The sequence below is a fragment of the Neobacillus mesonae genome (assembly GCF_023715155.1).
Lineage (GTDB): Bacteria > Bacillota > Bacilli > Bacillales > Cytobacillaceae > Neobacillus > Neobacillus mesonae_A.
In genome coordinates this window covers 40,568-54,245 of record NZ_JAMBNQ010000027.1, presented here as the reverse complement: position 1 = coordinate 54,245, position 13,678 = coordinate 40,568, and the positions used below count along the sequence as shown (strand labels likewise).

The 13,678-nt window shown below is 34.5% G+C and carries 8 protein-coding genes; 7 read left to right on the top strand and 1 reads right to left on the bottom strand.

The window, feature by feature from the left end; all coding sequences use genetic code 11:
* The first annotated feature begins 266 nt into the window (after positions 1-266).
* The 7 genes from M3183_RS18935 (at position 267) to M3183_RS18905 (ending at position 12,618) form a co-directional block, all read left to right on the top strand.
* Positions 267-2,594 carry an AAA family ATPase gene (locus M3183_RS18935; protein ID WP_251472121.1) on the top strand — a complete coding sequence of 776 codons (2,328 nt, stop codon included), beginning with the start codon at positions 267-269 and terminating at the stop codon, positions 2,592-2,594.
* Complete coding sequence (locus M3183_RS18930; protein WP_251472141.1) at positions 2,563-5,073, top strand: restriction endonuclease-like protein; 2,511 nt, start codon at positions 2,563-2,565, stop codon at positions 5,071-5,073. Before M3183_RS18935 ends, M3183_RS18930 begins: the two co-directional genes overlap by 32 nt.
* A 265-nt stretch (positions 5,074-5,338) precedes the next feature.
* Positions 5,339-7,279 carry a hypothetical protein gene (locus M3183_RS18925; RefSeq protein WP_251472120.1) on the top strand — a complete coding sequence of 647 codons (1,941 nt, stop codon included), beginning with the start codon at positions 5,339-5,341 and terminating at the stop codon, positions 7,277-7,279.
* The gene (locus M3183_RS18920) at positions 7,269-8,114 is read left to right on the top strand and encodes a hypothetical protein (protein ID WP_251472119.1); all 846 of its coding nucleotides are present in this window, start codon (positions 7,269-7,271) and stop codon (positions 8,112-8,114) included. The genes M3183_RS18925 and M3183_RS18920 overlap by 11 nt, the downstream gene beginning before the upstream one ends.
* 1 nt (position 8,115) lies before the next feature.
* Positions 8,116-8,886 carry a DUF6339 family protein gene (locus M3183_RS18915; protein ID WP_251472118.1) on the top strand — a complete coding sequence of 257 codons (771 nt, stop codon included), beginning with the start codon at positions 8,116-8,118 and terminating at the stop codon, positions 8,884-8,886.
* Between the two features lie 489 nt (positions 8,887-9,375).
* On the top strand, positions 9,376-11,976 hold the full coding sequence (ppsA, locus tag M3183_RS18910) for a phosphoenolpyruvate synthase (protein ID WP_251472117.1): 2,601 nt from the start codon (positions 9,376-9,378) through the stop codon (positions 11,974-11,976).
* Positions 11,977-12,279: 303 nt separating this feature from the next.
* Entirely contained in the window at positions 12,280-12,618 is a 339-nt protein-coding gene (locus M3183_RS18905) for a YrdB family protein (RefSeq protein ID WP_251472116.1), read from the top strand.
* Between the two features lie 59 nt (positions 12,619-12,677).
* Here the strand turns inward: M3183_RS18905 and M3183_RS18900 are convergent, their stop codons facing one another.
* Positions 12,678-13,505 carry a GNAT family N-acetyltransferase gene (locus M3183_RS18900; protein ID WP_251472115.1) on the bottom strand — a complete coding sequence of 276 codons (828 nt, stop codon included), beginning with the start codon at positions 13,503-13,505 and terminating at the stop codon, positions 12,678-12,680.
* Positions 13,506-13,678: the final 173 nt, after the last annotated feature.

Here is a 13,678-nt window from a genome sequence, read left to right as displayed (position 1 = left end):
GAGGACTTACTTTATAGGAAAATTTAGGTAAATAAAATGGAAATTCATCTACATATTTTTAAAACTTAATGGGGTGATGATAGCTGTCATTAACGATATGGAATTAGTTTCGAATGTTTCCTAAAACATTAATTTCTTTTGAGTTTTAGATAAGAATTCCACGGTATTTAAAATAACTATTACCTTTTTCCATAGGAATGTTTAAATATAATCCCTTACTAATGGTAAAATAAACCTGAAATAGAGTATTAAGGGGATAAAGTTACATGACAAAATTGGATACCATACTGATAAAAATAGGACAGTCTTATAAAGAAGGTATGTCAGCAGAAGATCTGTATCATGCAACAAGTGTTAGCTGGAAAATAGGTGAAAGCAGATTACATTCTACGGATTACAAATACTATTGTGCTGTATACAACAACAGAATTAAAGAAGTCTATGAGCTAACTGGTTATGAGGAGGATCTACATCCTGAAAATATCGGTCGTTTTATATTGAAAGGGAAATTAGCGGAAGAATCTCTCCGTTCAAGGCTGTTAGATCTAGATGTAGGTAATATTCACAAAGGGTCAGGAAATCCAATTAAATATGCATGCATGGAAGATTTATTACATATGACCGAAAGCGGCAATGAAAAGTTATTTAAGCATCTCTTTTATAAGGCTGCAAAGTATTATGATGAAGTCCAAACACTTAAATCAAAAAAATCTAATTGGATAACTAAAGTTGATGATGAGGGTTTACAAGTTGAAACCATAGACTCTAGAGAAAAATATAAAAAAGGAGAAAGAAACCATTCATATGATCTTATTTCTTTTGATTTCCTCCTTGAAGCATGGAATGAATTTATCTCAATAAAATCAGCAGCAAATGATTTTAAAAAAACTCAGGGAAGATCATCATTTGTGATGGCTTTCTTTAGCAAATTCCCCTTTGTAGAGGTAATTGAAAAAGAAAATAATTTATCGATTAAATTGAAAGAGTTTACGACTGACCAGCTGCCTGAGGCAAGCTTGGAACAAACTCTTGGCATTTTGAATGAAATAATTCACGAACATTTAGATCCACGAACAATTTCACAAAAATATTCTGATGATACTGCCAAAAGATTAAAACTTCGAGCCAGGCAGGGATTAAAAATTCTTGGTTTTTTATCCGAGGAATATTTAGTGCAAGATCCAGTTATTATTGAATACATGAATTCAACAAATAAACATAATTTTTTATCTAATAAAATAAAACAAAGTCCTTATTTATCTGTAATATTTGATTTACTTCCAATACTGGATGGAGAACCAAAATCACTAAAACTATCTATTCTATCTGAAATCGGTATGCTCCTTGTTAAGAACTCTAAAGGCGAAAATCAAATGGTAAAATCCGTCGCCGAATACAGAACAAGGAATATTTTAGGTTGGTTTAAAGAAACAGAATTGGTGGATCAGGAGTGGAATTTAATAGGTATGAGTGAACCGCAGCCCAGGAAATATAATTCTTTAGAAATAATCTCACATATAGATAAATACATAGCCAACAAAGGTTTTTATTATGAAAAGGATGAAATTATTAACCTTTATCTATCTTTAAGAACAAAACCTTTTGTCATTATTTCAGGTATTTCTGGAACGGGTAAAACGATGATGGTTAAATGGTTTGCCGAGAGCTTGGGAGCAAGGAAAGATAATGGGCAATTCAATCTAATACCTATAAGGCCAGATTGGAGTGATGGCTCGGATCTTTTGGGATATCGGGACATTAAAGGTGAATTTATTGCTGGACCATTAACAAAAGTTTTGAAAAAAGCTCATTTAAATCCTTCAAAACCGTATTTTGTGTTATTAGATGAAATGAATTTGGCAAGAGTAGAATATTATTTTAGTGATTTTTTAAGTGTCATGGAAAGCCGTGAATGGCAAAACGGTGAACTTGTGACACATTCAGTTTTACCAGAAGAAACTATGGGTCAAAGTCTTGGCATTCCGGAAAATGTATATATTATTGGAACGGTAAATATGGATGAAACCACTTTTCCTTACAGTAAAAAAGTTCTTGATCGTGCAAATACGATTGAATTTAATCGCGTAGCTTTAGATAATTTTTCCTTTTTAGAAGATAATGAAATGGTGGATCCCATAATTTTAAATAATTCTGATATCATGGGGCGCTTTTTACATTTAAAAGAAGCCTACCATGAAAATATGGATATTGTCCGAAATGTTTCAAGTGAATTAGAAAAAATAAATTTAATTTTAGAAAAGATAGGAGCTCAAGTTGGATATAGGGTTAGGGATGAACTTTGTTTTTATATGATTTATAACGAAAACGGTGGATTACTAACTAACAAAGAAGCTTTTGATTTTCAAATACTTCAAAAGGTACTTCCTCGAATATCTGGAAGTGATTACAGAGTTCTAAATGTCTTAAAAGAACTATTTACATATTGTACAGGGAATAAGGTAAACGAAAAGAATTTGGATGATTTGGATAAGGATATTCAAAGCAGCGGCTATCCAAAAAGTGCAAAAAAGTTAGCTGAAATGATTAGGAGGTACAATGTCGATGGGTTCACTTCCTTCTGGATCGGCGGTTGAAGATGTTGAACTAGTAGTAATTGAAACCTCTGAACTAAGTTTGTATATAAAAGGTAAGCCATTCCATGAACGATATGAAAGCTTAAAAGCATACCGTAAAATGAAAAATGAAGATTGGATGAAGTTTTATTACCAGGGCATTGGTGTTGAAAGTGCCTTAATTTATGATGTTAATATAGGAATATTAGCCCCATATCAAAAACATAGACCAATCTTCTTTGAAAATGGTGTGTACCAACTCGTTATTACTTCAAAAAAAGGAAGGTCACTTTCGTTTCATCATGAAAATCCCAGTTTGCGAGGGGCTGTAGGGATAGTCGGGACGGGAGCTAATACGCTGTTAATGGGGAATCTTCGTTTTCCAAATGAGGTTGGACTCTCTACTTTTGAGATTTACGATGGAAATCGAATGGTACTTTCAGTAACAATTGAAATTTTTCCATCAAAGTTAGATTACAAAGAGGATTACAAGCGCCTGCTGAACGAAGTAAACGAAGAGGTTTATAATCTTGCTTACCATTTTGTAAAGAGAACATTTTTGAGTACTTCAACTGCTGCGAGTGAGAAACCATCATGGGCCGAATTTTATCGTATTTTAGATGTTCACTTTGCAAGATTTATAAAGGCAATTACCCGCATTGAAACACATCCTTTTCATGAATTAAAAACCATTCATCAAAAAGTAAGAGGGGACCAGATAAGAAGGGTGGATTCATTCGGGCGGAACTACTTAAGAAAACGACCTCAGTTGTTCCAAGAAGTAAATAATGGAATTCCTATTAACAATAAAATTGTTATGCCAACAAAAGGAATGAGTATAAAGAAAAAATTAACCTTTGATACTTTAGAAAATAGGTTTGTAAAGTGGATGATAAATAGGCTGATTTTAAAGCTTGAGGATTTATATAAGAAATTAACGGTTTCCCGGGGGCCTTATGAGCGGCAGTTGGATGGATGGTTACTAAATAAAATTACCGGTATGAAAAATCAATTACAAAATAAAATTCAAAGTCCCTTTTGGCGTGAAATAGGAGTTTTGGATCGTTCCGTTATGAGTTTAGTTATTCAAATGGCACCGGGTTATCGAGATGCTTTTCAAATTTATTTAATTGTATCAAGAGGATTGGTATTGAATGGACGATTTTATCAAATGTCTATTAAGGATGTAGCTGTATTATATGAATATTGGACATTTATAAAGCTTGGCCAAATTTTAGGAAAGAAATATATTCCAATTTCTCAAGATATAGTTAAGGTTAATTACGATGGTCTTTTTGTCAATCTTGATACATCAAAATCGGCTATGAGAGAGTTTAAGCACCCAATAACTAATGAAAAGATTATTCTTCATTTCCAGCGAATCGATCGTTCATTACCAACAGTTGCCCAAAAGCCAGATACAATTCTTAGTATTGAGAAAAAGGGCAAGGAGTATTCTTATAATTATATTTTTGATGCTAAATATCGGATCGATTTTGCGGTTGAAGGCAGTGACTATGGTAAGCAATATCATATGCCTGGACCACTGGAGGAAGATATAAATACCATGCACAGATATCGAGATGCTTTGGTGGCAAAGCATGGCGGTTTATATGAAAGAGAAGCGTTTGGAGCTTATGTTCTTTTTCCGGGGTTTTATGAGGACGAGTATGTAAATCATTCTTTTTATAAAAGTATTAATAAGGTAAACATTGGCGGTCTGCCCTTTTTACCAAATACAACTAGGCTAGTGGAACAATTTATTGAAAATCTGATAGAAAAAAGCCCTGAAGAAATACAGGAAGAGGGCATATTGCCAAAAGGAACAAAAGAGGAATGGATGTCTTCCTTAGATGATAAGGTAATGGTGGCAAATGTTCGGACCACCGAAGAATATCGTGCATATAAAAACGAACGCTTTTTTGCAATACCAATTAAGAAGTTGAAAAAAGGATGGCAGGAAGCAAAATATATTGCATTGTATCTTTCAAAAGAGGTTTCTAATGAATTTAATGGTGTTTATTATTATAGTCAAATAGAAGAAGTGCAAATTTTAAAGGGATTCGAAATTCATTCCATTAACATGGATAATACCCAAGAATATGCTTATTTTAAGGTGAAGCCATGGGAATCTTTGGATCATGTTATTCGGCCCGTTCAGTATGGTATTAGTGTATATGTCATGAGTACATTAAATACACTTAAGTATTCTAATGAGCTTCCTGAGCTTTTTATGAAATCTGGAGAAGAAGTTACATTATGGAGAATGCTGCGGCGGATTTCAAACCAAATTAAAGTACACTTGGATGAAAAAGAATTAGATTATGCTAGTAATATCACGTACTTAAACTTAAAAAACCTGGATATTCAAATAGATCATTCTAAAAACACCCTGGAGATTGAAAATTCATTCTCTAATAAAAGTTTGGATATTAAGCTTTTGGAGACTAATCCTTCGATGGTGTTTAAAGAGATCTTGGGGATGATTGAAGAAGTATAATATTTAAATAACATATTTATACATTTAGTTGGATAATCATTAGAAATACCCATGTTGCTTTTTACTATAGTAGCAAAAAATCCTCGACCCAAATTGGATCGAGGATTTTTTAAAAATATATAAATATAGAATGTTTTATATTTTCGAAAGTCATCAAATATAAGTTGTAAATTGTTGGATGATATAATATGTATAAAGTACTGTTTTATTAAAATATATAATCATATATACCTAACTTTTTAAGCTTAATATTGGGGGACAAAGAATGAATACCTATTGGAATTTTCCAGCAGCAGTTGGGGGAATGATCAATTCAATCAATAACGCCGGCTTGGAAACGTTTAGAGGAAATGCGTTAGATTCTTTAACGAGAGAAATTTGCCAAAACTCATTGGATGCAGTGAAGGATAGGAGTAAACCCGTTGTTGTTGAGTTTAGCAGCTTTTCTATTCCAGTCAATAATTTACCAAGCAAAAACGAATTAATAGAAGTTTATAATCTGTGCAAGAAAACATGGGAGGGGCACAACAAAAAGAGTGAAGAGTATATACAACAAGCTCTTTCCATCCTAAAAAGCGAAGAAATAAAGTTTTTAAGAATTAGTGATTTTAATACCAAGGGCTTAGAAGGAGCAAAGGATGGTGAACTTGGTTCGCCATGGTCTTCGTTAATCAAAGAAGCTGGATCATCCAACAAGGAAGAGGATTCTGGTGGAAGCTTTGGGATTGGGAAATCTGCCCCATTCTTAAATTCCAACATCAGAACGTTATTTTACTCATCCTTCGATATCACAGGATATAAATCTCATATAGGCGTAGCAAATATTATGTCATTCAAAAAAAGTGATAACCAAATCACTTTAGGAAACGGTTATTACACCCACAATAGTATTTCTTCCGCCATACCAGGTCTATTGCAGCTAGATGAGGAATTTCAAAGAAATGAAACCGGTACAGATATCTATGTTTCGGCCTTCGAGCCAAAAGAAGATTGGAAGATAGAAATAATAAAATCTGTATTATTTAACTTTTTTATTACTGTTTATAAGGGCAAGTTAGTGGTAAAAATTAATAACTTTGAAATAAATAGTGATAATATTGAACAGCTGATTTATGAGCTGGAAAGTAATGATGAAAATCAAAAGTTAAAAAATTATTTCAGTTTATTAGTTTCAAATAAAACCATTAAGATTCCTTATCCTGCAAAGAAATATAAAAAGGGAGTTGAATTCCAAGAAGGGGAAGCCGAATTATATTTACTTAATGGAGAGGATTTGAATAGAAGAGTTTTAATGACGAGAAAAACTGGGATGCGAATATTTGAACAGAAGAATATTAGCGGCAGTATATCTTTTACGGGTCTATTGATTATTACGGGTACAGAAATGAATAATATTTTTAAACAAATGGAAAATCCTGCTCATAATGAATGGGAACCAGATAGGTATGAGCAAGACCGTAAATTAGCAAATAAAGTATATGCAGATTTGAGAAAATTCATCAGAGATACTGTTAAGAATATATTCCAAGAGAAAATAACAGATGAGATGGATGCTGTGGGTTTAAGTGACTTTTTACCAAATAAAGATTTAAACAGCTCTTCCTCTGTTAGCAAGACTGAGTCTCTAAATTCTACGATAAAAGAAATAATTACGAAGCAAAAGGAGAAAGAAAACGCTAAGTCTGCCAGAAAAAAAGGAAAGGATACGAAAGATTTTGAGCAGCAATTAGTTGGTGAATTCGGAATTACACCGGATGGTGACCAAAATGGGAATGGCTCAGGGAAACACACAGAAGGTGGAACAGAAGGGTCAGGGGCGTCAACTCATGGTGGAAATAATGCCTTGGACGAAAGCGAAACAGAGGATAAAGGAAATCGCAGGGAGCGAAAACCAAGTAAGAACCCTATACAGATTAAGCAAAGGTATGTTTGTGTGGATAAAAATAAGGGAAGATACAAGTTTAATATAGTACCAGAAAAAACAATATCAAGAGGACGATTAGTCTTTAGCGTCGTTGGTGAACAAAGTGATTATGATTTACCAATTAAAACCGCATCAACGGATGATATAAATGTTACGGTTGAGAAATTGAGCAGTAATACAGTTTACATAAACTCACTTAAGAAGAATAAAAGTTTTTTATTAAATATTGATATCGATTATACAGATTATTGTGTCATGGAGGTGGAATTGTATGAAGATTAATAATTCCTATCCATACCCTGTTTTATATATGAATAATGATGATTATTCGAATTCTTATTTTAAAACAAAGATACAGGTTCATGAATCTTTTGGTGAAGTGAAAATCCATGCTGAGTTTGATTTAAATAATAAAGGTATTCTTAATTTAATTGAAAATCAATTAGGGGTATATTTAGTTCATATTGAATGTGGTCAGACTAGTTTTCGCAACGTCTACCAAACGAATAAGAAGACCTTAGATATCTCTATTCCAACTAATATGCTTAGAGGCAAAATTTTGATTCATTCATTTATCATTGCGAAAGATAAAATAGTAAATTATGAAAATGATCTGTTAAATGATTGGTTTAAGGATCTACCCATTTCATTCGAAAAGGGAAATCTGATAGCAGTAGGGGATGCGATTGAAACAACTTTATTTGAAGATAATCTAGAGCTGTTAAATCTGCCTTCGATTGTAAAAGTAACTAAATCGCACAAAAACGAATTCATGGAAGTCGATCTTCATTCCAACTTTATAACAATTTCACTACCGGAATATGAATATAATCAATACGCAGCAAATGCGAATTCTTTATTAAAAAATACTATTTTATCAACGGTAATTGTTCCGTGTTTAGTATTTGTATTTTCAAAGATTCAAGATGGCCGTGAAGATCTGGAAGAATACACTTGGTACCAGGTTTTAGAAAAAATCTTTGCAGAGAATAGCCTTAACATTTATGATGTTGGAACAGATTCCTTATCTGCCTTAAAAGCAGCGCAGATGGTATTAAGAAAACCATTAAGAACTAGTTTCGAAGAAATTGAAAAACTTAATAAAATGGAGGATTAAAGTGAAATTATCATTTGTTTCAGATGATACATTAATGGATTTAAGGATTAACTATGATTCTTACAAAGAGCATTATTATACACAAGATAACGAGTGGTTTGATCACTATTTTCGGGAGGAAGGCCGGGTAATCGAATCAAAAATTGAATTTGAAATGCCCGTTTTCAACCTAGATGAGGACTATGCAGTAAGTGATAAAGAAAATGTAAAAATAATATATGAAGCACTTAAACATTTAAATGTTTCCCAAGCCACACAAGAAAGGCTTTGGACCGGATTGGCCCATTTACAATATAGAGACTTTATCTATTACCGAATAAAAAGTGAATTACAAAATAAAAAAGATCAAAGGATTAATACTGCCCTTTTCTTTAAGAATGGAAATAAACGTTCTTTATTTGTACATATTCTTTCACGATTATGGTGGGTTGGATATATGACCCATGATGAAGAAAACCGTAATAATCCATATTGGTTAACGGACTTTTTCTGTGAGAAGGACTTTTCCGCCCGATGTGTGGTATTTTTCTCCAGTAACTTTACTTCTAACCGCAATATTACTAAAGGGATTTTAAAATCATTAATTAAGCTTCAAAAAAAAGGAGTATCTATAAAACGTGATCATTTTGTACAGGCAAATAAGTATCTAAATGTTGTTGGCGGAGCCATGATTTTAGATATACTTTCGACTGATGAGGTAGAAGAAATGATTGACAAATATTTAGTTAAATACTATGGAATAAAATTAGAGGAAGAATTAGTTGATAAGTAAATCGATATACATGAATTAAGAATGAAGGTGGCAGCCTAGTGCCGCCCGTTTTTCATCAATGCTTTAATCTGAATTTAGTAAGTACACTTAATACTTGCCAGTTATATACCTATCATAGATTTCGATTTCTTCTTCTTTAAAAATTACACGAATTACTTGTAATACCTAGTATAGGCCTCGAAATAGTATGAAACATCATCATGGTAATCATATATATGATCTTTGAATTACCAAGTTCCTTTAATAGGGAAAATTAACAGTTTAAATGCAGAAAAGCTGGTCTAAACCAAATTGTGGGTTAAAAGGTATATGAGTTGCTGCTTTTGAGTGAATGAACCGGGGCATCGCTTACTTAATGGTAGGGTTTAGCTATTTTTTGAACTCTTCCTACTTTCATTATAGCATTTAAAAAATAGTTAATATAGACTTATTATTCTCATGTACTACTGCTAAAATCAATAGAACATTAGTGGTTAGGAGTGATGCAGGATGAGTTCTTTGGTTCTCGGTTTTCAGGAAATGGAAAAATCACAGTTTTTGCTCGTTGGCGGAAAAGGGTTGAATTTAGGGGAATTATCAAAAATTCAAGGAATACAAGTACCAGAAGGATTTTGTGTTACAACAGTGAGTTACCGAAAAGCCATTGAAAAAAACGAAACATTTCAGGCTTTGTTGGATCAACTAACAATGCTAAAAGCAGAAAATCGAGATCAAATTGGTGAAATCAGCAGGAAGATTCGTCAAATCCTAATGGAGGTAGAAATTCCTTCCGATGTTGAGAAAGCAGTAACTCACTATCTCTCACAGTTTGGCGATAAACATGCTTTTGCAGTGCGTTCTAGTGCGACAGCTGAAGATTTACCATATGCCTCTTTTGCTGGTCAACATGATACCTATTTAAATATCATCGGAAAAGAAGCAATCATGCAGCATATTAAAAAATGTTGGGCTTCTCTATTTACGGATCGAGCGGTAATTTACCGTATGCAAAAAAGATTTGACCACAGACAGGTTTATTTGTCCGTTATCGTTCAAAGGATGGTTTTCCCACAGAGTTCAGGGATTTTATTTACTGCTGATCCGATTACTTCTAACCGTAAGCTGCTATCCATCGATTCCGGTTTTGGACTTGGAGAAGCGCTGGTCTCCGGCTTGGTAACTGCCGATTGTTACAAAGTACGGGAACAGAAAATCGTTGATAAGAGGATGGCAGCAAAAAAACTAGCTATCTATGGCCGAAAAGAAGGAGGAACAGAGATACACGAGATTGCTCCTGACCAGCAAAATACTCAAACACTTACTGACCAACAAATTTTAAAGTTAGCACAAATTGGAAGACAGGTCGAAGCTTATTTTGGCTGCCCGCAAGATATCGAATGGTGTGTGGCTGCTGATACATTTTTTATTGTCCAGAGTCGTCCAATCACTACATTATACCCAATCCCTGAAGCGAATGATCAAGAAAATCACGTTTACGTATCTGTTGGTCATCAACAAATGATGACAGACCCCATCAAACCATTGGGATTGTCTTTTTTCCTGTTAACGACTCCTGCACCCATGCGAAAAGCGGGTGGAAGGCTGTTTGTTGATGTCACACAACAACTGGCTTCACCTGGCAGTAGAAACATATTATTAAATGCTATGGGACAACACGATCCGCTTATGAAAGACGCACTTATGAACATCATTGAGCGAGGAGATTTTATCAAATCGTTATCAAATGATAATGAAGCACCGGGCCCCAGGAGAGGCAATACCGATATGCTGGCCCAAATTGAAAACAATCCATCCATCGTTTCTGATTTGATTAAGCACAGCCAAACATCTGTTGAAGAGTTAAAACAAAACATTAAATCCAAATCAGGATTAGATTTATTTGATTTTATTCTAGAAGATATTAAAGAATTAAAGAAGATTTTATTTGACCCACAAAGTTCAGCTGTATTTATGGCTGCTATAAATGCTTCAACATGGATCAATGAAAAAATGAACGAGTGGTTAGGTGAAAAAAACGCAGCAGACATGCTTTCTCAATCTGTACCAAACAATATAACTTCGGAAATGGGTCTTGCACTTTTGGACGTTGCCGATGTGATTCGTCCATATCCTAAGGTAATTAATTATTTACAACAAGTTAAAGATAATCACTTTTTGGATGAACTGGTTAAGTTTGCTGGTGGACAGGAAGCTAGAGAAGCAATAATAGCTTTTCTCAACAAATATGGAATGCGATGTGCTGGAGAAATCGATATTACGAAAACTCGTTGGAGTGAAAAACCAATTACCCTTATTCCCGTGATTCTCGGTAACGTCAAAAACTTTGAACCCAATGCTGGCGAACGCAAATTCGAGCAAGGGCGGCGTGTTGCTTTGGAAAAGGAAAAAGAGTTAATAGACCGATTGAAACAATTACCGGATGGTGAACAAAAGGCCAAAGAAACAAAACGAATGATTGATCTAATCCGGAATTTCATCGGGTATCGTGAATATCCAAAATACGGCATGATTAATCGCTACTTTGTTTATAAGCAGGCTTTACTAAACGAAGCAGAAAAACTCGTGCAAGAGGGCATTATCCATGAAAAAGAAGATATATACTATCTCACATTTGAAGAATTACGCGAAGCCGTACGCACAAATAAGCTGAATTACCAGATCATCAATCAGCGAAAAGACGATTATAAATTATATGAAAAACTGACTCCACCGCGTGTGATTACATCTGATGGTGAAATCATTACCGGTAAGTACAAACAAGAAAACCTCCCAGCCGAAGCTCTTGTGGGTCTTCCAGTTTCTTCGGGAGTGATAGAGGGGCGGGCACGTGTCATCTTAAATATGGAAGATGCTGATCTGGAAGAAGGAGATATTTTAGTCACATCCTTTACTGACCCAAGCTGGACACCATTGTTTGTATCTATAAAAGGCTTAGTCACTGAAGTTGGTGGACTGATGACACATGGAGCAGTTATCGCACGTGAATATGGCTTACCAGCAGTTGTTGGAGTGGAAGATGCAACAAAACTCATAAAAGACCGGCAACGAATTCGCGTGCATGGAACAGAAGGGTATATTGAAATTTTGTAATTGCTGAATACGTTCAAATCTAATAGCAGGCACCGCTCCAGGTTACCAGAGCGGTGTGCTACAATCTTTCCATTGGAACAAGTAATTGAACAACTTTATCCGTGGTGCATGCTAACAAATGAAACAATCCAACACCACTCAATCTTATCAATTTGGCCAATTTTTATAAATCGTAGAGAGTGGCTCTAAATACATAAATATAATGCAGGAATTTGAAATATATGTGGTATTTTTATCGTTGCGATTTAAGGATATTTCTGGCATATCATTGATTAACAGGAAAATCTTTGGGGGGGGATTTTTATGGCGGCCCTGCAAAATATAAACCTAGCAATTAGATTTCTATTAGAAATATGTGCATTAATGGCACTTGGCTATTGGGGGTTTCATACAGGTAATGGGAAAGTTACGAAGGCTCTACTGGGGGTAGGGGTCCCGATATTAATAGCAGTAATATGGGGTGTTTTTGGATCACCTAAAGCGAAATTTAAGTTATCTATGACTCCACAAATATTTCTGGAATTAGTTGTATTTGGTATACCTGTAATTGCTCTTTTAGTAGTTGGAAAAACACAATTGGCATTGATTTATGGAATTTGTGTTGTCATTAACAGGCTCTTAATGATTGTATGGAAACAATAATTTCTTTGTATTCAGTTCAAAAAAGCTGGACCATATAGTCGGTCCAGCATTCAATATTTTTATATTTTATACAAATAATAATCCTGCACCTGATAACTCCTAAATCCACAAGATTCATAAAGCCTCAATGCATGGGCATTTTTGGCTTCGACTTCTAAGAAAATCGGAAGGCCTTTTTGCTGTTCCATTTTGACTACTTTGGATAATGCTTTTCTTCCGATTCCATTTCCCTGAAGTTCCGGAAAAACAGAAAAACCAAAAATCCAAGCTTCCCCATTTAATTCGGAGACTCGTATTTTCCCAGCTGTTTTTCCATTGGCTTCAATAATCATGCTTTGATCACTGCTGATTTCCTTTATCATTTGAGCAAAATCACAAGCTTCCTCTTTCGTTAATCCGAAACACAATATGTCGAGTTGGATCTCTGCTTCCTCATCTTCAGCTGTCACAGAAGGTCTAATGGTAATGGTCTCGTCTTCCGTTAATTCAGTATGGTGCCATTTCATTTGATATTCGGCAAACGAAAATGTGCAAGAGATAGTTTTTAAAAACTCGTTTGCTGATGAAGAAGCTCCAGGGGCATTCAACAAAATCGTCCTGGCATTTCGTTTTTTTGCTTCTTCCAACCCTATTTTCAGCAGATTCGAAAAAATCCCTCTGCGCCGGTAATCAGGGTGCACCATTCCGCAAAGCTCTATTTTATTTCCAAACCCATAGCTGCCAAGAAAACCAACAAGTTTTCCGCTTTCATAATGAAAGAAGTCTTCCGGGTAATTGGCAGTCCGGTTTTCAAGTAAATCGAAATTTAATTTTAACTGGAATCCACCATCGTTTTCACAAATTTCCTGAAGATCCTTTATTTCATTTAGCTGTTTCTTTGTTAGCATTATTTCACCCCTGCTGATAATGGTTTAACTGCTGACGATTGCTTTACATTAATTTACCATTTAACAAATCTAGATTTCTACTAAAATTTTTAATTTAAATTTTACATTTATACCTCGCCATCTTTTTGAACTTTCCCTTATAAACCAATCTGTACCCATTGAGAAAAACAAAC